The sequence below is a fragment of the Pseudomonas caspiana genome (genome assembly GCF_040224095.2).
GTDB lineage: Bacteria > Pseudomonadota > Gammaproteobacteria > Pseudomonadales > Pseudomonadaceae > Aquipseudomonas > Aquipseudomonas caspiana.
Genome location: NZ_CP167995.1, coordinates 3559589 through 3583223, shown reverse-complemented (window position 1 = coordinate 3583223; position 23635 = coordinate 3559589). Strand labels below are relative to the sequence as shown.

Sequence of the window (23635 nt, the reverse complement as noted above, 5' to 3'; positions counted from 1 at the left end):
ATCATGAACAGTCGTGCTGCAAGCCGTGGTTTTACCCTGATGGAAATGCTGGTGGTCATCGTCTTGATGAGCATCGCCATTGGCCTCGTAGGGTTCGGTTTACAGCAGGGCCTGAGCGCGGCGAAAGAGCGCCAGACCGTGGGGCAGATGGTCAACGCGTTACGCGCGACCCGGGTCAAGGCGATCGTCACCGGGCAACCGGCGCGGACTGTTTTTGACCTCCGGTCGAAAGCCTTCCAGGCCCCGGACCAGCGTATTCACCACTGGCCGCCGGGATTGCAGGTCACCCTGCAGACGGCTGCGGAGATGGGCTCGACGGTCGAGTTCTACCCGGACGGAGGCTCGACCGGTGGCAACGTGACGCTGGTCAATGGTGACCGTCGCTGGCGCATCGATATCGGCTGGCTGACTGGCAGTGTGCAATCCAAGGCGTTGCCATGAGCGGCGGCAGCCAAAGTGGTTTTACCTTGCTGGAAATGCTTGCAGCACTGACCGTGATGGCGGTGTGCAGCAGCGTGCTGTTGGTGGCCTTTGGGCAAAGTGCGCGTTCTTTGCAACAGGTTTCGCACAGCGACCGGCTGACACATGCCGCGCGTACGATTCTGGATCAGGAAGCTGCGGGGCCGTTGGAAAGCGGCACCCGGCAAGGTGTTCTGGCGGGCGATATCAGTTGGCAGCTGGATATTCAGCAGATGCCCGGGCGCAATGGTCAGGCGAGGATGTTTCGCCTGGACCTTAGCGTCAGTGAACATCAGCGCCGGGCGCAGTTCAGCACGCTCAGGTTACGTGGCGCAGTCACCGGAGCCGGATCTTGAGACCGGCCCAGCGTGGTTTCACGCTGCTGGAAATCATGTTGGTGCTGAGCCTGCTGGGTGTATTACTCGTGCTGGTCGGTGGAGCGATGCTCGGCGCCAACCGCGCCGTGCTCAAAGCGCAGCGTTACACCACCAGCCTGGACGAGATGCGTGCGGCGCAGAATTTTTTGCGGGATTCCATCGGGCAGGCTTTACCGCTGGACAGTTCGGAAGACGACAGCGAAAGTAGCGGCTTTTTTGTCGGTTCCAGCCAGCGGTTGCAGTTTGTTGCCACCTTGCCGGGGGAGTTGGGCGGCGGGATTCAGTTGCACACCCTTGAGGTAAAGGATCGGGAGTTGCAGGTCGCCTTCGCGCAGATTCTGAGCACCGCCGATGGCACGACTTCCAGACCGTGGGGCGACCCGCAGGTGCTGGCGCGCAACGTCGAGTCGCTGAGTTTGAGTTACCGAGGGGTCACACCCAAAGGTGAGCCGACTGGCTGGCTGGCCGACTGGCCCTGGCCAACGCGCTTGCCGCGAGCGGTGCGTATCGACGCGAAGCTCAACGGTCCGGTGCCATGGCTGACTGAAGTGGTCGCGCTGCGGCTGGATCTGTCGGGTGGGGCGGGCGGCCAATGAGGCCTTCATCCAACAGGCAGCGCGGTGTCGCATTGCTGCTGGTGCTATGGGCTTTGGCACTGCTTAGCCTGTTGCTTGGCAGTTTGGCCAGTTGGGTTCAACTGGAAAGTCGCCAGGCGTTGTGGGCGCGGCAACATACTCAGGCGCAGTTGGCCGCGGAGGCAGGTCTGGCGATGGCCGTTCAGGGGTTGAGTGATCCACAGCAGCGTAAACGCTGGATCGCAGATGGTCGGGAAGTTGCATTGCGCTTTGATGACGCGCAACTGCGGGTCCGCGTACGCAGCGAGCGCGGCAAGCTGGATTTGAACAGCGCCGTGGCGGGCGACATTGCCCGTCTGGCCCAGGCCTGCGGTGCCGGGAAAGATCAGGCTGCGGCCATGGCCCAGGAAATTGAAAGTCGTCGCGGCTCGGGCTCACCGCCGCTGCGAGTGATTGAAGAGGTCAGGCAGTTACCGGGCATGACCCAGGCGTTGTATAGCCGGATGCTCCCGGAAGCGACCTTATGGAGCGGGCTGGATCGACCGGAACCTGCATTTGCCTCGCCTTTGTTGCGCCGGGCCTTGAACCTGCCAAACCAGAGTGCAGTGGGCAGTGATCCGGGTGAAGTATTGATGATTGAAAGTTACGCGCAACGCCCCGGCGGTTTTTATGCCGAGCTGCAAACCACTGTTTTGTTGAGCCCATCGGAGGGAAGCGCACAGCCTTATCGGGTCCTGCGTTGGCAAGAATGAATCGACTATTTTCAGCGCGGCAGATGACATTGCCTGCGCCCTTACTGGCTCTGGCCGAGCGCATCGCCCAGCAGTGGCGCGGCAGCATGCTGCAACGCGGCTGGCAACTGTGGCTGGTGGAACTGCGGGCCTGCATGCCCGAGAAACTGCAGCGGCTGTTGATTCACGACACGCCGGAGCACCTGCATGCCTGGCCATTGGTGGAGTCCTTGCCGGTTCTGCCTGCCAACGTACAACAGATTTTGTTGCTGCCGCCCTCGATGGTATTGGTGCAGACCCTGCAACTGCCCCTTGCGGCGGCTCGTGACTTGAACACCGTGGTCGGTTACGAGCTGGATCGTTTTACCCCGTACGATGCCTCACAGCTGTATTTTGTCGCCCGACAGGACAAGCGCAGCGGGGCGTTTATTCACGTCACTCTTGTGGCGATTTTGCGTGAGCGCCTGGATGCGATTCTCACTGAATGTGCGACCCTCGGTCTGCAGCCACACGCCGTGGATGTTGGCAGTGATCAAGCGTCACGACTGGGTGTTGATCTGCTGCCCGTCCCGTTGCGTCCGCGACAGAAAAGCAACGGCCTTGGCTTGCAACGCAAACTCCTCTGGCTATGCGGCGGTCTGTTGATCGTCGCCATGTTCCTCTGGCTCGACAGTCGCCAGCAGCTATTGGAAGAAATGCAAAGTACCGTTCAGGCGCAAAGAGCCCAGGTCGCGCAGATCCAGAAAATCCGCCAGCAACTGACCAATACTCGCGGCGCTGCGAGCTACCTGATCCAGCGCAAAGCCGCGCAACCAACGTTCGCCTCGCTGCTCAACGAACTGACGGCTTGTCTGCCGCGCGACACCTGGATCGACCAACTGGAAATCAATGACAGTGCCGAGGTTTCGTTTTCCGGGCAAAGCGCCAAGGCCAGCGCCCTGATCGCCCGGGTGAAAGATTGCCATAGTCTGGACAACGCTCAATTCCAGGGTGTCATCCAGCCGGACCCACAAACCGGCAAGGATCGCTTCTCGCTGCGCGCCCATTTGCATCAGGAGGCCGCCAATGCGCCGACCACTGACCAGCCGTGAACGTCGCGGTGCCGCGCTGATCGTACTGGCGCTGGTGCTGTGCTTCGCTTATTGGCTGCTGATCGACAGCTGGTTCGCCGGGCCGCTGCGTGACATCGATGCTCAGGCCGACCAGCTACGTGAACAGCAACAGCGCTACGCGGGCTTGCTGAGCCAGGGCAACACGCTGAAAAAACAGCTGGAACAGGCTCGCAATGATCCTGCCAGCAGCACCAGCCTGTTGCCCGGCGATGATCCCAGCGCCGTGGCTGCCGATTTGATGCAGCGCATCGCCGATTTGATCAACAGTCACGCGACTACCGGTGGCGGCTGTGCCTTGACCCAGCGCATGCCGATCACGCCGGAGCAGGACAGCGCCGAGCCGTACCGCCAGGTCAAAGTCAGCCTGACGCTGGAATGCGCCATCGAGCCGCTGACTGCGATCCTGCATGAGCTGGAATATCAGCGGCCGTTTCTGTTTGTCGATGAAATGAGCGTGCGCCGTGGTGCCGATGCGCCGAGCAAGGGCGGGGCTGGCAAGCTGGTCGCGCATTTGCTGGTCCGTGGTTATCTGCAACCGGCAGGCGTTGAAGACACGCCTGAAGCTGAAGAGCCGCCCGAAGCTCAAGAAGCGCCTGAAACTGAAGAGAATGCCCAATGATCGGTTCATTGCGCTCCACCGAATGGGGCTTGCTCGGGCTGGCGGCCGTTCTCGGTCTGGTCATCACCGCCATTGTCAGCGGCGCAGCCAATTCACCAGACTGGTTGCCCGCGCAAGCTCCGCGCTCGCAAAATGACAAAGCCGGAAAAGCCCTCGTCGCCCCGAGTGCGACGCTGCAAAGCCTCGCGCAAACCTGGCAAGCCCCGCTGTTCAGTACCGACCGCACGCCGGATCGCTCGGTTGGCAAAGCCCAGGCGTCCAGCCTCGCAGGACTGACGTTGACCGGTATCATGATCGACGGCGAACTGCGCGTGGCCTTGATCAAGCGCGCTGACGGACCGCCGCTGAAAGTGCACCAGGGCGAGTCACTGCCCAACGGCTGGAAGCTGGAAAAGCTGACCCCCATGCAAGCCGATTTTTCTTCCGACGGTCGCACTCAAAGCCTGGCGCTGCGTGCGCTGCGTTTGCCGCCGCCGTCCAAAACACCACCGATTTCTCTTCCTCGCGAGTCCACCCAGTAAATGGCTACTTCTTCAGGCGTTCGTCAATTCCCTCGCTTGCGCACTCCCATGTTGTGCCTGGCCACAGCTGTCGCCCTCGGCGGTTGTGCCTCCACGCCCAACAATTACGATCAAGACAGCGACATGCTGCGCGAGGCCCTGAACGGCACCGGTTCGCAACGTCCGCCGGTTGATCCGCGCAGTGAGCAGGCGACCCTCGACACTCAACAAGGCCAAGCGTCACAGCCTCAACCCGCCACAGCGCCCACCAGGCAGTTGATCCGTGGCAACCAGCAATTTGTGCGCAAGCCGGCGCCCGCTTCATCATCTTCAGCACCTGCCGGTCGTGATTCCGAAGTCGGTGATATCGTTTTCAACTTCACCAACCAGCCTATCGAAGCCGTGATCAACAGCATCATGGGCGACTTGCTGCACGAGAACTACAGCATTGCCCAAGGCGTTAAAGGCGATGTGAGTTTCTCGACCTCCAAGCCGGTCAACAAAAGGCAAGCGCTGTCGATCCTCGAGACGCTGCTTTCCTGGACTGACAACGCGATGATCAAGCAGGGCGATCGCTACGTGATCCTGCCTGCCAATCAGGCGGTGGCGGGCAAGCTGGTGCCTGAGATGACCGTCTCGCAACCGGCGGCGGGTATGTCCGCACGTCTGTTCCCGCTGCGTTACATCTCCGCTACCGAAATGCAGAAACTGCTCAAACCGTTCGCCCGGGAAAACGCGTTCCTGCTGGTTGATCCGGCGCGCAACGTGCTGAGCATGTCGGGTACGCCGGATGAACTGGCCAACTACCAGGACACCATCGACACCTTCGACGTCGATTGGCTGAAGGGCATGTCGGTCGGCGTGTTTGGCTTGCAGCGCGCCTCGGTCGGCGAGCTGATGCCTGAACTGCAAAAAATGTTCGGCCCTGACAGCGGCATGCCGTTGGCGGGCATGGTGCGTTTCCTGCCGATTGAGCGAACCAACTCGGTGGTGGCGATTTCTTCGCAGCCGGAATACCTGCGTGAAGTCGGTGACTGGATTCGCACCATCGACGAAGGTGGCGGCAACGAGCCGCAGATGTACGTCTACGACGTGCGCAACATGAAAGCCACCGACCTCGCCAAATACCTGCGCCAGATCTACGGCAACGGCGCGATCAAGGACGACTCGGCGGCCAAGGTTGCACCGGGCCTGCGTACCCGCACACTCTCTTCGTTGAGCTCAGGCGGTACCTCCAATGGCATGAATAACAGCAGCGGCGGTTTCGGCGGCATGGGCGGTACCAGCAGCGGCATGGGCATGGGGATGAGCAATAATCAGAACCAGAGCATGGGCAGCGGCGACGAAGAGCAGGACAGCGAGGGCAGCGAAGAAAACCTCGACAGCGAATCCGACACCAGCGCGGAGCAGGGCGGCGGTACCGGCAACACGCCCAAGGGCATCGACGCCAGCACCCGCATCACCGCGCAGAAGAGCAGCAACCAGTTGCTGGTGCGTACCCGCCCGGCGCAGTGGAAGGAAATCGAAGCGGCCATCAAGCGCCTCGACAACGCTCCGTTGCAAGTGCAGATCGAGACGCGAATTCTCGAAGTCAATCTGACCGGCGAACTCGACCTCGGCGTGCAGTGGTATCTGGGCCGTCTGGCGGGTAACACTGGCACCACCAACATCAATAATGCTTCTGGCAGTCAGGGCGCACTGGGCGGCGGAGGCCTGGGGGTTCAGAATTCCTCGCTGTTCTACTCGTTCGTCAGCAGTAACTTGCAGGTCGCCTTGCGTGCGCTGGAAACCAACGGCCGCACTCAGGTGCTGTCGGCACCGTCCCTGGTAGTGATGAACAACCAGCAGGCGCAGATTCAGGTCGGTGACAACATCCCGATCAGCCAGACCACGGTCAACACCAACAACTCCGATACCACCCTGAGCAGCGTCGAGTACGTGCAGACCGGTGTGATTCTGGATGTCGTGCCACGGATCAATCCGGGCGGTCTGGTGTACATGGACATCCAGCAGCAAGTCAGCAATGCGGATACGTCGTCGATTTCCGAGACGCAGACCAACCCGAGCATCTCGACCCGTTCGGTGTCGACTCAAGTTGCGGTACAAAGCGGCCAGACAGTGCTGCTGGGCGGTCTGATCAATCAGAACAATGCCGAGTCCTCCAGCTCGATACCGTATCTGGGCAAGATTCCCGGCCTGCGCTGGTTGTTCGGCACCACCAGCAAATCCAAGGCGCGCACCGAGCTGATCGTGCTGATCACGCCACGGGTGATCACCAGCAGTAGCCAGTCGCGTCAGGTGACCGATGACTATCGCCAGCAAATGCAGCTGCTGCGTCCCGAAAAGGTCAGCCGTACAGGTGTGAGCGACTGACGCGCGTAATCCACTCAGCGTTGACCTGAAGAGGGGCGGCGCTCATTCGAGGTGATGAACCATGCTCAAAGTGTTTGCCTTCTTGTTGTTCGCCGTGTGCGGGCTGGCTCAAGCCGAACAGCCGCTGTTGCGCGATCTGCCACTGGCTTACGTGGCGCAGGCCAGCACCGAAGTAAAAGGCAAGCCGCTAGTCATCTTTCTGCATGGCTATGGCGGCGACGAAACCAACCTGCTCAGCTTCACGTCGCTGATGCCGGATGACTACAACTACGTGGCGGTGCGTGCCCCCATGAACGCCAGGCAAGAAGGTTATCAATGGTTCACGCCACGTCGGGACTCGGCCTATTACGACGGTGTAACCTCGGACCTGAAAAGCAGCGGGCAATTGCTGGAGCAGTTCATCGAGCAGGCGACACGTAAATACCAGACTCAGCCGTCGAAGGTGTTCCTGGTGGGCTTCAGCCAAGGCGCGATGATGAGCTACGAAGTGGCATTACGTCATCCGCAACTGGTGGGCGGATTCGCTGCATTGAGCGGCCACATGCTGTCGGTGCTCAAAGCCGAGCTGAAGCCTGACCCGGCGCGGCAGAAACTGGCGATCTTCATCGGCCACGGCACAGCCGACTCACTGATCCCGGTCCAGGGCGCGAGCGACGCCGAGGCCTACCTGAAAGCTCAGGGGCTCAAGCCGCAATACCACGCCTATGCCGGGTTGCCTCATGGTGTGAATGAGACTGAGGTCAAGGATCTGGCGGGTTGGCTGGAGAGGGTCGCTCAGTAGGAGATCTTCGTCATATAAGGGCGGTGCATTTTTGCTGACATTTCCGGGATAATGGCGGAACACCACTATTGGTGCTCGCCATTCAGTTCGAATAATCCTTTTCAGGATGTCGATCAGTGTTCTCAGAAAATCGTACAAGGCAAAGTAGCAATGGATGCAGCAACACCTCCTCGCAGCAAACCCTCAATTCTTTTTACCAAAATAGGCGCAGGTATCAGCAGCCTGCTGGGGACTCTATGGGGGCTATTTACTTACGTTTTCCCCGATCCTAGTGTTTTTGGATTCAGCCTCGAGTTTCTAAATTGGCAAACCATGATTTCGGTGGTTTGCGTTGCGACCTTCCTTATAGCTTTCTGGATTGCTTTTCTCGCCGACAAATTACCGCGCGCCCTTAAATACACGGTTTGGCTGCTGCTCAGCCTCATGCTGTGTGGTGTCTTTTTCAAGTTGGGCGGCGAGTATGCCAAGCCTTCTTTTGAGTTCGCTCGCAATCAGAAACTCATGCAGGTAAATGACAACGCCAATGTCTTTGGCAAAAGGGTTGAAACCGTGGACAACGTTCGCATCGAGTTGCTGGAATGTGAACAGAATGGGCAAGCGCCTGCCTGTACTCTGATGCTGACCAACAACAACTCGGACCGTAATTTCAGGCTGGTATCGCCCAGCAGTCTGTTTGAAGAAGCCGGCGGGGCTTTGAATCTGGCGCAGTTGCGTGTAGGCGATGCCAAGTTTGACCGGTGGGACTCGTTCCAGTTGATCAGAAACGTACCGACTCGTCTGACGTTGATTTTCGAAGCAACCAGAGCTCAAGTAAAACTCTCCCCGGCACTGAAGCTGACTTTCCGCAATAGGGACAGCAACGAAAGTGTTTTGAAGTTCAGTGATGTGAAGGTCAACTGACATCCGAGCATGCTGCTGCGCATTCCGGGAATGCTATGTGCCATCCGGTTCCCCATTTTATTTGGTAACGGGGGCCTTCATCGATGATTCAAGCCTGGCAATGGGTGGCATACTTCGCCTTTCATTCAATCTGGATCAGGCCCTTCAGGGATTACATGGAAATCAAAAGCTTCAGGCTCATTAATGTGGGGCGTTTTGTCGACCTTGAGGTCCCTTTGGCGCCTACCCAGCAGCATGAGTCCAATATAACGGTATTGGTTGGGAACAACGGTGCGGGTAAGACCACACTGCTCAAGTCGCTGGCTACTTCACTGAGTTGGTTGGTGGCGCGGATTCGTACGGAGAAAGGCAATGGTAACCGTATCGATGAGTCGGCGATTCGCAACGATGCGTCTTCAGCCTCGATACTCGTTGAGGTAAATGATGCTTTTAGTTTTGATCCTCTTGTCCACTGCTCTTCTTGTCATTGGACGATAACAACTGCGAAAAAGGGTCGTAAAGCGGCTTCAGTGTCGATATTGAGTGATCTGAATCTTTTGGCTGACAGCTATCGCTCGCTGTTGACGGAGAGCGAGCGCGCGTCATTGCCGATGGTGGCTTATTACCCAGTTGAGCGTTCTGTCCTTGAAATTCCTCTGAAAGTTCATTCTAAACATACGTTTGACCAACTCGATGGGTATGACAACGCGCTCGCGAGAGGCGTAGATTTTCGCCGATTTTTTGAGTGGTTCAGAGAACGTGAGGACAATGAAAACGAAATGGGGATCTCTGCAGATTTGTTGCATGGGCTCGCTCAGAAATTCCCACAAGACAGCGCGATGTGGAAACTGCTGTCGCAAGTGCATGCTTCATCACGTGATCGCCAACTGACAGCCGTGAGAGTTGCAGTAGAAGCCTTTATGCCCGGATTCAATAATCTGCGTGTTAAGCGAAAGCCACGTTTGCATATGGCCATTGATAAAGAGGGGCGCACTCTAAATGTGTCTCAGCTCTCGCAAGGGGAAAAATCGATGATGGCATTGGTAGGGGATATTGCCAGACGCCTCGCGATGATGAACCCGGCGCTGGAAAACCCTTTGCACGGTAACGGAATCGTCTTGATCGACGAAGTAGAGCTTCATCTGCACCCGAAATGGCAGCGTAAACTGATTGAGCAGCTCACCATGACCTTTCCGAACTGTCAGTTCCTGTTGACCACCCACTCCCCCTTGGTCATCAGCGATTCCAAAGATGTATTGGTATATGTGATGAGCGATGGTGAGTTACATGAGCAGGACAGTCTCTATGGTTTGGATGCCAACCAAGTGTTGTTGAGTGTTATGGATACCGATATCCGTAACACCACAGTTCAAGCTAGCCTTGATGAGTTGCAATATTTTCTTGTGAGGGGTCAACTGGATGAGGCTCGCACAGTTTATCGAATCTTGGCTGGCGAGCTACCGGCAGACCATATTGAATTGGCCAAAGCCGCGTTGTTGATCCGAAAGCAGGAAGTGCGTCATGCGAAAAATTGAAAAGGGAGGTTTAGCGGTCCTTGAAACATGGATGCGAAGGAATCCAGGCGCCCGTTATCAGGATTTGGTTGGTCACGGTGAGATTAAAGATGCCATCCGAGAGGCGTGTGTCGTCGAGCAGAATGGTTTGTGCGCTTATTGCTGCCGTGGAATATCTGCCGAGAAAAAGAGTTCTCATAATGAGCATGTCGAAGCTCAGGATTTGGCGCCTAACAGGACTCTGGATTTTCAAAATATCGTCGCTAGTTGCAACAAGTCCGGACGATGTGGCGAAGCCCATCGTAGTCAACCGTTGCCGCTAACACCGCTGATGGATGAGTGTGAAACAGAGTTGCAGTTCGAGTTATCTGGTGCAGTAGAAGGTTTAACTGAGAGGGCGCACGCCAGCATTAGGGTTCTGAACCTCAATAATCGTGGCTTGAGGGACGAGCGAAGGGCAATGGTCGATACTTTGCTCTATAGCAACGGAGGTTTGGGGGCTGCCGAGCTCAGGCTCACCCCTGACGATTTGCTCGATCTGCTCTTAGACGATCTTCGCCAGGTTGACTGTGAACAAAAGCTCCAGGCCTTTTCGCCTGTTTTGGTCAATGTCATTCAAAGTCTCCGGGCTTAGCAGCTCACCCCACCTCAATATCCAGCCGCTTCAACCGTGAAGCCAATGTCGTCGGTTTCAAACCCAGCAACTCTGCTGCACCTCCCTTGCCGAACAACTTGCCATTACAGGCCTTGAGTGCCGCCTGCATGTTGCTTCGTTCCAGTTCTCTCATTTGAGCGTCGGTCATGATGCTCGTGGCGGAAAGCAGAGCAGGGGCGGCTTCGATTTTGTTGGGCTCATCCGGCAAGTCCATATTCAAATCAGCACCGTGAGAGGTAATGAGCGCGCGTTCGATCACGTTCTGCAGCTCACGAATATTGCCCGGCCATGAATAGCGCTGCAGGCGCTCGATGTCGCTGTTGCGCAGTCGACGCCCTGGCATGTTCAGGCGCTTGGCGGTCTGCTTGAGGAAGTGTGCAGCCAGCGGCGCGATATCCATCGGCCGCTCGCGCAAAGCCGGGGACTGGATCGGAAAAACGTTCAGACGGAAATACAAATCCTCGCGGAAATGCTTGGCGGTCACCTCCTGACGCAAATCGCGATTGGTGGCCGCGATGATCCGCACGTCGACCTTGCGGGTACGTTCTTCACCCACGCGTTCGAACTGACCTTCCTGTAAAACCCGCAACAGCTTGCTCTGTAGCTCCAGCGGGATCTCGCCGATTTCGTCAAGGAACAGCGTGCCGCCATCCGCCAGTTCGAAGCGCCCGACGCGGTCGCGAATCGCTCCGGTAAACGCGCCGCGGATATGGCCAAAAAACTCGCTTTCAAACAACTCAGTGGGAATCGCTGCGCAGTTGACCCTGATCAACGGGTTGGCGCTGCGTCGACTGGCCTGATGGATCGCCCGGGCAATCAACTCTTTGCCAGTCCCGGACTCTCCATTGATCAGCACGCTGGCGTCGGTCGGCGCGACGACGTCGATCTGTTTGATGATTTTCAGGATTGGCTCACTCTGGCCGACGATTTCCCGAAAATTGTGTTCGATGTGAATCTCTTCCTGCAGATATGCGTTTTGCTCTTCAAGGCGCTGCTTGAGCACCTTGAGCTCTTCGAGCGCGTTGTGCAGCTGGTTCTCCGTGGTCCGCCGCTCGGTGATGTCGCGGAATACCACCACCGCACCGGCAATTCGCCCATCGGCAATCACCGGCGTGCTGGTGAACTCAACCGGGAACGAGCTGCCATCCCGACGCCAGAAGACCTCCTGCCGACCCTCATGAACCACACCATCGCGTACCGCTTTATAAATCGGACAGTCTTCCACCGGGTAATGGCTGCCGTCGGCGTGGGTGTGATGGTGAATGCGGTGGATGTTCTTGCCGATCATGTCTGCCGGTTCCCAGCCCAACATGCGCGCGCCGGCCGGGTTGACGAAAGTCGCCAGGCCGTCGGTATTGATGCTGTAAATACCGTCACCCACGGCGCTGAGCAGCAATTGATTGTCGCGCTCGGTTTCCTGAAACAGGTTGAGAATATTGCGCCATTCCAGCAGCCCGCCGCGCATGGTGCGCTCGGTGTGGGCCTGATCACGCTGATACTTTTCATGGCTAGCTTCGCGCATTACCAGAATCAGCTGCGGGTTGCCTTTGACCTGCAGGATGGTCGCCGATAACTCCAGCTCGATACGCTCGCCGGTCTTGCAATTGCAGCTCAGGTCCTCGGTCCAGCCGCGGCCTTTATTCATGACTGCTTGAGTAAAGACGATCAGATCGGCCAGTTGATGACCGAACAACTTGCTGACCGGCAGCTCCAGCAGTTCCTGACGTGGATAGCCGAGCAACTTGCAGGCCGCCACATTCAGGTCGCCGAAGCGATCTGCTACAGGGTCGAGGAGGGCGATGGCCTCGGCGCAGTGTTCGAACACCATGTGCCGCGAGGAATAGGCCAAATCGGCCCAGCCGGTCAGAGAATCTGGCTCGCTCATTACGAAATCTCGTGATTCAGCGCTACGAAGATTCGTATTTCTACGGGAATGCGTGATCCAGCGATAGGCTCAGATAGCTCCATAAAAACCGGATCAGATTTGAATCTTGAAGATAATCAGTGAGTTAGCCTGCATACGCACAACAATTTTATTTTTGGCACGGCGTTCGCTCTCTCCCTCTTGTCACCCCGGCGGTTGCAAGCCGCTGATAAAAACATGACTTACTGGAGAACGACGATATGCCAAGCGTGGACATTGCTCACTATCAAGACGGCGACTTCCTGGTCAATTACGAAGAAAAAGTCTTCGAGGACGTCAAAGCCGAACCCGGCGAAAAAGCCCTGCTCACGTTTCACACCATCGCTTTCGAAGGTTCCATCGGGCTGGTCAACATGCTCCAGGCCAAGCGCCTGCTGCGCAAAGGCTTCGAGACCAAAATCCTGTTGTACGGGCCAGGCGTGCAACTGGGTGTGCAGCGCGGTTTCCCGACGCTAGGCGCGGAAGCCTTCCCCGGCCATCTGGCAGTAAACAACCAGATCAAGGCGTTCATGGCCGAAGGCGGCGAAGTCTACGCCTGCCGTTTCGCCTTGCAGGCTCTGTACGGCCAGACCGAAAAAGCCCTGATCGAAGGTATTCGGCCTATCAACCCGCTGGACGTTATGGACCTGCGCCTGCTCATGCGCCGCGAGGGCGCGATGATTATCGATACCTGGACGGCGTAACAGAATACGCGGTGCCTGCATGGAATGCACCTGTGGGAGCTGGGCTTGCCCGCGATAAACGATAACGCGGTGTATCTTCAAGACGCGTCTCATGCATCGCGGGCAAGCCCGGCTCCCACAGTTGGATCTCATTTCAAATCAGTTTCATGAAAGCCGCCCAAATTTTCAGGACCTCTACCATGACCACCATCCGCGCCGCCGCCGTTCAGTTCAGCCCGGTGCTGTATTCCCGGGACGCCACTGTCACCAAGCTCTGTACCACCTTGCTGGCGCTGGGGCGCGAGGGCGTGCAGTTCGCGGTTTTTCCGGAAACCGTGGTGCCGTATTACCCCTATTTCTCCTTTGTCCAACCGCCTTTCGCCATGGGCAAGGAACACCTGAAACTGCTCGATCAATCCGTCACGGTGCCTTCCGAGGTGACCCGACAGATCGGTGAGGCCTGTCGCGAAGCGGGGATTGTCGCTTCCATCGGTGTTAACGAACGCGATGGCGGCACGATCTACAACGCGCAACTGCTGTTTGATGCCGACGGCACGCTGATTCAGCACCGCCGCAAAATCACCCCGACGTACCACGAGCGCATGGTCTGGGGGCAGGGCGATGGTTCCGGGTTGCGCGCCGTGGACAGCGCCGTCGGACGCATTGGCTCGCTGGCCTGCTGGGAGCATTACAACCCGCTGGCCCGCTACGCGCTGATGGCCGATGGCGAGCAGATTCATGTGGCGATGTTTCCCGGTTCGTTGGTCGGGGACATTTTTGCCGAACAGATCGAAGTCACCATCCGCCATCACGCCCTTGAGTCCGGCTGCTTCGTGGTCAACGCCACGGCTTGGCTGGACGCTGATCAGCAAGGGCAGATCATGCAGGACACCGGCTGCAGCCTGGCTCCAATTTCCGGCGGTTGCTTCACGGCAATTGTCTCTCCAGAAGGCAAGTTGCTCGGCGAGCCACTGCGTTCCGGTGAAGGCTGGGTGATTGCTGATCTGGATCTGGCATTGATCGACAAGCGTAAACGCATGATGGATTCGGTGGGGCACTACAGTCGTCCGGAACTGCTCAGCCTGCTGATTGATCGCACCCCCACTGCCCATGTGCACGAACGCGCAGCGCAGTTGAAAACCGAGGAGCTTGCCCATGCAGACCAATGAATTGCTGGCCGAGCTGCAATGTCACGGGGTGCGCTGGCCTGCGGCGCACAATGGTTTGTCGCGGCAGGGTGGCGCCGGTCCATCGGACCACAAGGCGCTCAGTTTCGGCAGTCGGACCATGATGGTGCCGATCCTCAATCAGGCTTCTCAGGATTCTCCGTATCAGGCGCAGCCCAGCGAAGACGGCAGCCAGGCGTTGATCTTTCGTCAGGGTTTACAGGTCGGCGAAGTGAAAATGCCCGGCGTGCCGAAGTTTTACGGGTTGAGCACCGATGACGGCATTCCGTACTGGAAAATCGCCACATTGCACAGTAGCGATGTACTCGCAACGACCGTGCTGCAGCATTGCATCCGTTTCAATGATCGCGGCACTTCTTGCCAGTTCTGCGCCATCGGCCAATCCTTGGCAGCGGGTAAAACCATTGCCCGCAAACGTCCGCAGCAACTGGCTGAAGTGGCAAAAGCGGCGGTTGAGCTCGATGGCGTCAAACACATGGTGATGACCACCGGCACGCCACAAACACCTGATCGCGGTGCAGCCATTCTGTGTGAGTCCGCAGCCGCGGTGACGGCCGCAGTAGATCTGCCGATTCAGGCGCAATGCGAGCCGCCGGATGACGACGCCTGGTTCACCCGTCTGCGCGATAGCGGAGTGGTGTCACTGGGTATGCACCTGGAGGCGGTTACGGACGCGGTTCGTCAGCGGATCATGCCGGGCAAGGCCGAAGTGCCCCTGTCGCGTTATTTCGATGCGTTCAGTGCGGCGGTCGACGTGTTCGGTCGCGGTCAGGTCAGCACTTATATCCTCGCTGGACTCGGCGACAGCGAAGCGGCGATCACCGAAATGAGTGAGCGTTTGTGCGAATTGGGCGTTTACCCGTTCGTGGTGCCTTTTGTACCCATCGACGGCACTCCACTGGCCCGTCATCCCAAACCCGACAGCGCCATGATGGCGCGCTTGTACCCGCAGATCGGCGCAAGCCTGCGTCGCCACGGTTTGCATTCCGAGCAGATCAACGCCGGTTGCGCCAAGTGCGGCGCGTGCTCGGCATTGAAGAACTACGAGTAAGCCGGTTTATCCAGGGAGAAACGCTATGTCCAGCCTTGCCTTTGCGCTTGTCGACAGCACGTTCGAGCCGTTTCGTGCCGGTGAACTGCTGGTTAAACCGGCCACCGAATATTGGGAGAAACAGGCTTATTATGCGCTACGCCGTGCGGTGTTCTCCGATGAGCAACAACTGTTGGCGCAAGACAAGGACGGTCACGACTTTCAGGCGATTGCGATTGTTGCGTTGGCCGGTAATTGCGGCATGGCTGATCAGGTGGTCGGCGCGGTACGGATTTACCAGCCCGAACCTGGCCTGTGGTTTGGCGGACGCTTGTGCGTTGCGCCGGCCTATCGACGCCACAGCATGATTGGCAAGGCGCTGGTTAACGAAGCGGTATCGCGGGCCAAGGATCTGGGCTGCGAGGTCTTTCACGCCACCGTGCAAACAGCGAACGAGCTGTATTTTCAGGCGCTGCATTGGCAGACCCTGAATCACCTTGAATTGCTCGGCCAACCTCACTGCCTGATGCAGGCCGATCTGACGCGCTATCCCTTCATGCCGCGTCAGGTGTCCCTGCGCACGTTGAAGGCGGCTCGCCATGCGTGAGATCAACGATCTGCAAGCACTGCTCGACCTGTTGCGCAACACCCCGGCGATGCTCTCCAAGCAGGCTATTCAGCAGTCTGCCTCATTGATCGGTGTGATGGACAAAACGCTCACCCGTGCCAAGTTGTACGCCTTGCCCGGCGATGACACCGCCGCCATTGCCTGCGGCGAGCATTATCAGCTGTTGGCGATTGAAGGCATGTTGCCGGGATTCGTCAGCGCTGCGCCGTGGTTCGCTGGCTGGTCAGCGGTGATGGCAAATGTCAGCGATATCACTGCCATGGGCGGTAGGGCCACCGCCGTGGTCAATGCGTATTGGCACCATGATCAAGACGCCGCGCAGCAGGTACTGGCAGGGATTCGCGCCGCCTGTGAAGCCTACGGGTTGATGCTGGCGGGCGGGCATACCAGCCTGGCCAACGGTAACCCGACGGCATTGGCCGTGGCGATTACCGGTATCGCCAGCAAATTGTTGTCCAGCCTGCATGTCGCGCCGGGGCAAGTGATTGCCATGGCGGTTGACCTCGAAGGCGAGTGGCACGCGGACACACCCTATTGGAAGGCGTTCGAAGGTGTCCCGGCTTCACGGCTGCGCAGCAAGCTGGAAGTGTTGCCACGTCTGGCCGAAGCGCAGTTGCTGCATGCCGCCAAGGACATCAGCAACGCGGGAGTATTGGGCAGCCTGCTGATGCTGCTGGAGGCCACCGGTTGTGGCGGGCATGTGGATTTGAGCGCACTGCCATGCCCGCCGGATGCAGATCCGCAGCGCTGGCTGCAAGTCTTCCCCAGCTACGGCTTCCTCATGACCCTTGACGAAAAAGACTGGCCCAACGTGCAGGCCGCCTTCGCCTTTGAAGGGCTGTGCTGCGAACGCATCGGTCAGGTCAACGCCAGCGCTGCGCTGACTGTGCAGACGGGTTTGCAACACGCGTCATTCTGGAATCTCGCCGAACAGGCCTTCACCGGCTTCAGTTACGGCCACCTTGATCTGTCCTCATTGAATACCCAACAGGAGCACTGACATGCCCGCTGTCAATTTCACCATTCGCTGGCCCAACGGCAAAGAAGCATCCGGCTATTCACCTTCGACGGTGATCTACGACCACTTGCAGGAAGGCGCCAGTTATCCGCTGGCGGACTTTCTGGCTCGCATCGAGGGCGGCCTAAACAACGCTTCGGAGCGGGTCAAGCAGGTCAAAGGCTTCTACTGCAGTTCGGCGATGGACACCCTTAACTCCCTGAAGGGCCAGGCCATGCGTCAGGAAGAGGGCGCGGTGCAGGTCATCAGCATGCGCACTGAAGGTGGCGGGCGCGTGCCGAGTTCGGGATGGAGTTCTTTTTAGGCTAGTACGTCGCGGTCCTGTGGGAGCCGGGCTTGCCCGCGATAAGGCTGGACGCGGTTTGACATCGAATCGTGTCCTTTCTTATCGCGGGCAAACCCGGCTCCCACAACGGACTCATTTCAATTAAATATCCCGGAGCCCCCATGACCAGCCCTCTCACGTCAATCAAACCACCCCATCACAGCGTGATCATCGTCGGCGGCGGGCAGGCCGGGTTGTCTGCCAGCCATTATTTACAGGCCCACGGCATTGATCACCTGGTACTGGAAAAGCACAGCCTGACCCACACATGGCGTACCCAGCGCTGGGATGCTTTCAGCCTGGTCACCCCCAATTGGCAGTGCGCGCTGCCGGGTTATCGCTACAGCGTGGAGTATCAAGGTAAAGACCCTCATGGCTTCATGACCAAGGATCAAATCAACGAGTATCTGGCGGGCTTTGTCGCGTCAGTGAGTGCGCCTGCGCTTGAGGGCGTGGTGGTCCAGCGTGTGTTGCCAAGAGCCGTTGGCGGCTTTGAGGTGCATACCTCCAGAGGCGAGTTCACTGCTGATCAGGTAATCGTCGCCTCGGGCGGTTATCACACGCCGATCATTCCGCGTCTGGCCGAGCGTGTATCAACGCAGATTACCCAGATTCACTCGGAGCAATACCGCAACGCTGAGTCGCTGCCTGAAGGCAATGTCTTGGTGGTGGGCTCCGGGCAAAGCGGTGCGCAGATTGCCGAAGATCTGCACCTGGCCGGACGCAAGGTGTATCTGGCGGTCGGCGACGCACCCCGTTGCGCACGCTTTTATCGTGGCAAGGACGTAGTCGACTGGCTGGCCGAAATGGGCTACTACGACATCGGTGTCGACACGCATCCACTACGGGAAGGCGTGCGCGACAACACCAACCATTACGTCACCGGGCGTGATGGCGGTCGCGACATCGACCTGCGCCGCTTTGCCACTGAAGGCATGGAGTTGTTCGGCCGTCTGCAAAGCTTGCAGGACAGCACGCTGACATTTGCCAGCAACCTCAGGCAAAGCCTCGACAGCGCTGACGCGGTCTATAACCGGATCAATGCTTCCATCGACAAATACATTCTGGAGCACGGTATCGATGCTCAGGCCGGTGAGGTTTATTCACCGCAATGGACGCCTGAGCAAGAGCGTACCGAGCTGGATCTGAACGCGGCGGGCATCACCAGTATCGTCTGGTGCATCGGGTTTACGCCTGATTTCTCGTGGGTCGAAGCGCCCGTGTTCAACGGTCGCGGCCATCCCGGCCACAAACGGGGTATCACCGCCCAGCCGGGCTTGTACTTCCTTGGCTTGCCGTGGCTGTACAGCTGGGGTTCGGGCAGGTTTTCCGGTGTGGCGCGCGATGCTGAGTATCTGGTGGCGCACATCGCTGAAGCGTTGGCGCCAATGCGGCGGGTAGGTGCGGGGTAGGCTTACTGACCGGCAGGAGTGCACGAGCACCGCGAGGCCGCGATAGCGGTGCATCAGACAAGACGCCATCGCTGCCTCGCGGTGCCCGTGAGCTACAGAAAAGCATTCCAGATCTGGTAGCTGCATTTTTGTTTGAAAGGAGCGCAATCCCCTAAGAATGGCTTTGGCCGCTAGAAGGTCATTGGACAAGCGATACTACGGCGCTTTGGAAACCAACAACTCCGCACTGCCCAGCGGATGGCTCTTCGCATCGAAAAAGCTCAATTCGGTACCCAGATCACCCAGCAACTCAATGTAATGCCGCTTCTGAAACTCGATGAACGCAGCGCTGCGCGGCAGGACCGAGATCGCGATTCGCTTAGGCCGAGCCTGGCGGATAGCGGCGACGATATGCGCGTCCTGCTTGCCCAGTGCATGACCGAAAATGCACAGCGCGTCAGCATGTTGCGCCAGTTGCCCATGACAGAACGACAGGTAATCCGAAGTCCGGACTAGCTTCATCTTTTCGGCGCTGGTGCCTTCGCTGATAAACAGCGGCACATCGTCCAGTGCATTGATAGCGAAGCTGCCCAGCAGCGAGCTTTCCGATGACAACAGCTTGCGTACCGTGCCATCGAGGTTTTTCACCAGATGCATGCCGCCGTGCAGATACAGCACACGGGTTGCGTTGGTCTTGACAGAATGCAGATTGAACGTCGCCTCATCGTTGAACAAATCGTCAAAGTGCTCCGGCGCGTGCATGACAGCCCAATAAGCGAGCAGGTCGTAGTTGCTTGAGTAGACGCTGGTGTAAAGCTGAAGCTCCGAGTTCAGCCGGGCGAGGGTATTGGCCTCGATCAGCTTCCACGGAATATGCACCGAACGGATCGCGTGGATCAGCGCTTCCTTGATCGCGAAGTAACGGTTGCGTGGCGACGAAGAGCTGATGGTCAACGCAGCATTGACCCGCATTGCTGATTTCAGCGCAGCCAGCACGGGCTCGAAATTGTGTGTATCCATGGCGCTGAACACGGCCAGTTCAGTGCGGCTCATCGGGTTGCTGCGCGTGGTCTGGGACAGGTCGAACAGCGAGTCGTAAGCGAAGTTCTTCCAGACCGCCAGACTCGCACCGTTGCCCATCAATAACCCCCAGCTTTCGTCGTGGGCATTTCTCAGGTCGTTCCAGTCAGCCAGTCCGGCATCAATTTCCGTCAATTGCATCATCTCGCTTCGCTACACATTTAAAGATCACCCTCTGCAGAAGCAGCAAGGGCTAAAAGCTGATCATCTTATAGAACGGGACGAAAAAATGTCGTCTGGTTACCTTGACGACCCTGGATATCGCGACAATACTTCGCCTCGCATTCATATAGATGACTAGATAAATAAAAATATGAACAGATTATCCAGTGACGAACGTTTACCCCTCTATCAACGTCTGCGCGACCAGTTAGCCGAGCAGATTGCCAATAATCGCTGGCGTCCGGGCGAGGCGATTCCTACCGAAGCTGCACTGTCCAGCGAGTATTGCCTGTCCACCGGCACGGTGCGCAAAGCCATCGACATGCTGGTTGCCGACAATATTCTTGAGCGTCAGCAAGGCCGTGGCACGTTTATCCGTCGTCCGCAGTTTGAGTCTTCGTTGTTCCGCTTCTTCCGCTTCCAGACCGCTTCGGGTGCCCGGCAGGTGCCGGAAAGCCGGATTCTGTCGATTGAACCCATGATTGCACCGTCGGCGGTCAGTCAGGCACTTGGCCTGATTCCGGACGCGCCGGTGATTCGCATGGTGCGCCTGCGTTTGCTCGATGCGCAGCCGGTGCTGGCCGAGGAAATCTGGCTGCCTCGGGTTCAGTTTCAGGCCTTGCTCGACAACGACCTTCAGCGACAGGGGCCGTTGCTCTACCCGATCTATGAAGCGTTGTGCGGTCAAGTGGTCGCTTACGCCGAAGAAAGCCTGACGGCAGAAGCGGTCAGCGACGTGCATGCGCGTCTATTGCAGATTCCGGTCAACAGCCCGGTGGTGGTGATTGAACGTCTGGCGCGTAACTACGCCGGGGAACCTCTGGAGTGGCGCCGCTCGCGTGGGCACGCCAGTCATTTCCGTTACAGCGTGGAAATCCGCTGACGGTTCGTCCGCAGCTTTTATAAAACAACCGCAATTGCCTGGATTGAAACGGATGCACAGGTGGGAGCGAATTCATTCGCCAATGAATTCGCTCCCATATGACCCATGCAGCGTCGCCGGGTAACCCCTTTTAAGGACAAAAAACCATGTTCAGTTGGTATCGCCAAGTCACTCCTCGTGAGCGCAAAACGTTTTGGGCCTGCTTTGGTGGCTGGTCACTGGATGCGCTGGAAGTACAGATGTTCGGTCTGGCGATTCCCGCGCTGATTGCCGCGTTTGCCCTGACCAAGGGCGATGCCGGGTTAATCAGCGGCGTGACGCTGGTGACGTCGGCGCTGGGCGGCTGGGTTGGCGGTACGCTGTCGGATCGGTACGGTCGGGTACGCACTCTGCAGTGGATGATTCTCTGGTTCTCGTTTTTCACGTTTCTGTCGGCATTCGTCACCGGCTTTAACCAGCTGTTGATCGTCAAGGCGCTGCAAGGGTTCGGCATCGGCGGCGAGTGGGCGGCCGGTGCGGTGCTGATGGCAGAAACCATCCAGTCCAAATATCGCGGCAAGGTGATGGGCACTGTGCAGAGCGCCTGGGCAGTCGGTTGGGGCCTGGCTGTGCTGGTCTTCACCCTGATTTATTCGCTGGTACCACAGGATATTGCCTGGCGGGCGATGTTCCTCGTGGGTCTGCTGCCATCCCTGCTGATCATCTGGGTACGCCGTAACGTTGAAGAGCCGGACAGCTTCCAGCGTCAGCAAAAAGACAAGACCACGCCGAAAAGCTTCTTCAAGTCCATGGCCGGTATCTTCCGTCCTGAACTGCTGCGGGTAACCCTGCTTGGCGGCATCCTCGGTCTGGGGGCTCACGGTGGTTACCACGCGGTGATGACCTGGTTGCCGACGTTCCTGAAAACCGAGCGCAACCTGTCGGTGTTGAACTCCGGCGGTTATCTGGCGGTGATCATCGTTGCGTTCTGGTGTGGTTGCGTTGCCAGTGGCTTCCTGATTGACCGTATCGGTCGCCGCATGAACATCCTGCTGTTCGCCATCTGCTGCGTGGTCACGGTGCAGTGCTATGTGTTTATGCCGCTGACCAACACGCAAATGCTGTTCCTGGGCTTCCCGCTGGGCTTCTTTGCCGCCGGTATTCCGGCCAGTCTCGGTTCGTTCTTCAACGAGCTTTACCCGGCAGATGTGCGCGGTGCAGGGGTGGGCTTTTGCTACAACTTCGGCCGTGTCCTGTCGGCAGTGTTCCCGTTCATGGTCGGTCACATGAGCGAGTCCATGTCGTTGGGCACCGCCATCGGCATCGATGCCGGTATCGCCTACGGCGTGGCAGTGATCGCCGCGCTTTGCCTGCCCGAAACCCGTGGCCGCAGTCTGGAAGCGACCACGCCTGAAACTGATGCGACTCAAGGACGTGAAGCGCCACAGCAAGCCTGACCTGATGTCTGATTCAGCGTCTGGTTTGCAGTAGATCCACGCGCGGTGCGTATGCACCGCGCCTCCTTGATAGATGAGCTCCATGCCTGATTCCAGTACTTTCCCGATCATCGGTATCGATGGCCACGCCCATGTGTTCAGCCGTGATCTGAACCTGACGGCAGGTCGCCGTTATACGCCCGACTATGACGCCACCCTTGAGGCTTATCTGCAGCAACTCCGTGACAACGGTCTGAGCCACGGCGTGCTCGTGCAACCGAGCTTTCTCGGCACTGACAATCAATACCTGCTGGACGCGCTGGCCAGAGCTCCCGGGCAACTGCGTGGGGTGGCGGTGGTTGACAGTGACATCAGCCGCGAAGAGCTGCGGCAGATGGACGAGCAGGGCATCGTCGGGATTCGTCTGAATCTGATGGGCAAGCCTTTACCTGACTTCACCGAGCCGGCCTGGAAGCGTCTTCTTGATGAAGTCTCGGCGTTGGGTTGGCACGTGGAATTGCATCGCGGTGTAGAAGACATTCCTGCCCTGATTCGTGGCCTGATGCCGTTCGGCTGCAAGATTGTGGTCGATCACTTTGGCCGGCCTGACGCGCTGCTCGGAATTGATCATCCGGCATTTCAGGCCTTGCTGGAATGTGGTTTGAGCGGGCGGGTATGGGTCAAGGTTTCGGCTATTTACCGTCTGGGTGGCAGCGCTGAGCAAAACGCCGTTTTTGCCAGGGCGGCCATGCCTTTGCTGATCAAGTGCTTCGGTCTGAATCGTCTGGTATGGGGCAGTGACTGGCCGCATACGCAGCATGAGAGTGAGGTTGATTTCGCTCGGGTCATTGGTCAGTTGCAGGGGCTTGGATGTTCCGGCGCTGAACTTCGTGGCTTGATGGTCGATGCGCCGCGGGTGCTGTTTGGCTTTCAAGTGCCTTGAAATGAAATCGTAAATGACCCGCAGGAGCTGCCGAAGGCTGCGATAGCGTCCTGCCTGAAGCACCGCCATCGCGGCCTCGCGGTGCTCGTGCGCTCCTACAGGGTTCATTCATTATAGGAATCGCCCCGGTGTCCGTGATACCGCGCTGTCGCGCAGCAAACATGGGATCTGTAGGCGCTGCCGAAGGCTGCGATGCCTGACACACCGCCATCGCGGCCTCGCGGCTCGTGCGCTCCTACAGGGTTCATTCATTATAGGAATCGCCCCGGTGTCCGTGACACCACGCTGTCGCGCAGCAAACATGGGATCTGTAGGAGTGAGCTTGCTCGCGATGGCGTCAGGTCAGACGCTAATTCTCAACAGGTCTACCGTTATCGCGAGCAAGCTCACTCCTACAGTTCTAACTTAACTG

Annotated in this window: 24 protein-coding genes; 22 read left to right on the top strand and 2 right to left on the bottom strand. The window is 58.1% G+C overall.

From position 1 onward, the window contains the following. Positions 1–3: 3 nt before the first annotated feature. From ABRP31_RS16380 to ABRP31_RS16325, 12 genes are all read left to right on the top strand, one after another. Complete coding sequence (locus ABRP31_RS16380) at positions 4–441, top strand: GspH/FimT family pseudopilin (protein WP_349969343.1); 438 nt, start codon at positions 4–6, stop codon at positions 439–441. Beyond that, entirely contained in the window at positions 438–815 is a 378-nt protein-coding gene (locus ABRP31_RS16375) for a prepilin-type N-terminal cleavage/methylation domain-containing protein (RefSeq protein ID WP_349969342.1), read from the top strand. The genes ABRP31_RS16380 and ABRP31_RS16375 overlap by 4 nt, the downstream gene beginning before the upstream one ends. Further along, a complete protein-coding gene (locus ABRP31_RS16370) occupies positions 812–1432 on the top strand; it encodes a prepilin-type N-terminal cleavage/methylation domain-containing protein (protein ID WP_087264971.1) in 621 nt (206 codons plus the stop codon). The genes ABRP31_RS16375 and ABRP31_RS16370 overlap by 4 nt, the downstream gene beginning before the upstream one ends. Then, a complete protein-coding gene (locus ABRP31_RS16365) occupies positions 1429–2163 on the top strand; it encodes a type II secretion system minor pseudopilin GspK (protein WP_349969341.1) in 735 nt (244 codons plus the stop codon). Before ABRP31_RS16370 ends, ABRP31_RS16365 begins: the two co-directional genes overlap by 4 nt. Next, a complete protein-coding gene (locus ABRP31_RS16360; RefSeq protein ID WP_349969340.1) occupies positions 2160–3233 on the top strand; it encodes a PilN domain-containing protein in 1074 nt (357 codons plus the stop codon). The genes ABRP31_RS16365 and ABRP31_RS16360 overlap by 4 nt, the downstream gene beginning before the upstream one ends. Then, the gene (gspM, locus tag ABRP31_RS16355; protein ID WP_349969339.1) at positions 3208–3873 is read left to right on the top strand and encodes a type II secretion system protein GspM; all 666 of its coding nucleotides are present in this window, start codon (positions 3208–3210) and stop codon (positions 3871–3873) included. The genes ABRP31_RS16360 and gspM overlap by 26 nt, the downstream gene beginning before the upstream one ends. After that, the gene (locus ABRP31_RS16350) at positions 3870–4394 is read left to right on the top strand and encodes a hypothetical protein (protein WP_349969338.1); all 525 of its coding nucleotides are present in this window, start codon (positions 3870–3872) and stop codon (positions 4392–4394) included. The genes gspM and ABRP31_RS16350 overlap by 4 nt, the downstream gene beginning before the upstream one ends. Next, on the top strand, positions 4395–6746 hold the full coding sequence (gene gspD / locus ABRP31_RS16345; RefSeq protein WP_349969337.1) for a type II secretion system secretin GspD: 2352 nt from the start codon (positions 4395–4397) through the stop codon (positions 6744–6746). Between the two features lie 61 nt (positions 6747–6807). After that, positions 6808–7527 carry an alpha/beta fold hydrolase gene (locus ABRP31_RS16340; protein WP_349969335.1) on the top strand — a complete coding sequence of 240 codons (720 nt, stop codon included), beginning with the start codon at positions 6808–6810 and terminating at the stop codon, positions 7525–7527. A 150-nt stretch (positions 7528–7677) separates the two neighbouring features. Continuing rightward, the gene (locus ABRP31_RS16335; RefSeq protein WP_349969334.1) at positions 7678–8427 is read left to right on the top strand and encodes a hypothetical protein; all 750 of its coding nucleotides are present in this window, start codon (positions 7678–7680) and stop codon (positions 8425–8427) included. A 155-nt stretch (positions 8428–8582) separates the two neighbouring features. Further along, the gene (locus tag ABRP31_RS16330; protein ID WP_349969580.1) at positions 8583–9941 is read left to right on the top strand and encodes an AAA family ATPase; all 1359 of its coding nucleotides are present in this window, start codon (positions 8583–8585) and stop codon (positions 9939–9941) included. Further along, on the top strand, positions 9928–10554 hold the full coding sequence (locus ABRP31_RS16325; protein WP_349969333.1) for a retron system putative HNH endonuclease: 627 nt from the start codon (positions 9928–9930) through the stop codon (positions 10552–10554). The genes ABRP31_RS16330 and ABRP31_RS16325 overlap by 14 nt, the downstream gene beginning before the upstream one ends. A gap of 4 nt (positions 10555–10558) precedes the next feature. Here the strand turns inward: ABRP31_RS16325 and ABRP31_RS16320 are convergent, their stop codons facing one another. Then, the gene (locus ABRP31_RS16320) at positions 10559–12460 is read right to left on the bottom strand and encodes a sigma 54-interacting transcriptional regulator (RefSeq protein WP_349969332.1); all 1902 of its coding nucleotides are present in this window, start codon (positions 12458–12460) and stop codon (positions 10559–10561) included. Between the two features lie 239 nt (positions 12461–12699). Between ABRP31_RS16320 and ABRP31_RS16315 the strand changes: the two genes are divergently transcribed. From ABRP31_RS16315 to ABRP31_RS16285, 7 genes are all read left to right on the top strand, one after another. Next, positions 12700–13182 carry an MSMEG_0572/Sll0783 family nitrogen starvation response protein gene (locus tag ABRP31_RS16315; protein ID WP_087263801.1) on the top strand — a complete coding sequence of 161 codons (483 nt, stop codon included), beginning with the start codon at positions 12700–12702 and terminating at the stop codon, positions 13180–13182. A gap of 179 nt (positions 13183–13361) precedes the next feature. Continuing rightward, positions 13362–14330 carry a Nit6803 family nitrilase gene (locus ABRP31_RS16310; protein ID WP_349969331.1) on the top strand — a complete coding sequence of 323 codons (969 nt, stop codon included), beginning with the start codon at positions 13362–13364 and terminating at the stop codon, positions 14328–14330. Then, positions 14317–15399: an MSMEG_0568 family radical SAM protein gene (locus ABRP31_RS16305; protein ID WP_349969330.1), complete on the top strand. Its 1083-nt coding sequence runs from the start codon at positions 14317–14319 to the stop codon at positions 15397–15399. The genes ABRP31_RS16310 and ABRP31_RS16305 overlap by 14 nt, the downstream gene beginning before the upstream one ends. Before the next feature lie 25 nt (positions 15400–15424). Next, positions 15425–15985, top strand: coding sequence for an MSMEG_0567/Sll0786 family nitrogen starvation N-acetyltransferase (locus ABRP31_RS16300; protein ID WP_349969329.1), 561 nt, complete (start codon positions 15425–15427; stop codon positions 15983–15985). Then, positions 15978–17006, top strand: a complete 1029-nt coding sequence (locus ABRP31_RS16295; protein ID WP_349969328.1) for a sll0787 family AIR synthase-like protein — start codon at positions 15978–15980, stop codon at positions 17004–17006. Before ABRP31_RS16300 ends, ABRP31_RS16295 begins: the two co-directional genes overlap by 8 nt. Position 17007: 1 nt before the next feature. Beyond that, entirely contained in the window at positions 17008–17328 is a 321-nt protein-coding gene (locus ABRP31_RS16290) for an MSMEG_0570 family nitrogen starvation response protein (RefSeq protein ID WP_349969327.1), read from the top strand. A 143-nt stretch (positions 17329–17471) separates the two neighbouring features. Then, positions 17472–18761, top strand: coding sequence for an MSMEG_0569 family flavin-dependent oxidoreductase (locus ABRP31_RS16285; protein WP_349969326.1), 1290 nt, complete (start codon positions 17472–17474; stop codon positions 18759–18761). 195 nt (positions 18762–18956) lie between these two features. On the opposite strand, the gene ABRP31_RS16280 is transcribed toward ABRP31_RS16285, so the two are convergent. Next, positions 18957–19964: a DUF4917 family protein gene (locus ABRP31_RS16280; protein WP_372488814.1), complete on the bottom strand. Its 1008-nt coding sequence runs from the start codon at positions 19962–19964 to the stop codon at positions 18957–18959. 169 nt (positions 19965–20133) lie between these two features. Here ABRP31_RS16280 and ABRP31_RS16275 point away from each other — a divergent pair, with 169 nt between their 5' ends. From ABRP31_RS16275 to ABRP31_RS16265, 3 genes are all read left to right on the top strand, one after another. Next, complete coding sequence (locus tag ABRP31_RS16275) at positions 20134–20865, top strand: GntR family transcriptional regulator (protein WP_167384290.1); 732 nt, start codon at positions 20134–20136, stop codon at positions 20863–20865. Between the two features lie 146 nt (positions 20866–21011). Next, positions 21012–22301, top strand: a complete 1290-nt coding sequence (locus ABRP31_RS16270; RefSeq protein ID WP_087263816.1) for an MFS transporter — start codon at positions 21012–21014, stop codon at positions 22299–22301. A gap of 82 nt (positions 22302–22383) precedes the next feature. Further along, positions 22384–23223, top strand: a complete 840-nt coding sequence (locus ABRP31_RS16265; protein WP_349969325.1) for an amidohydrolase family protein — start codon at positions 22384–22386, stop codon at positions 23221–23223. Positions 23224–23635 lie beyond the last annotated feature (412 nt).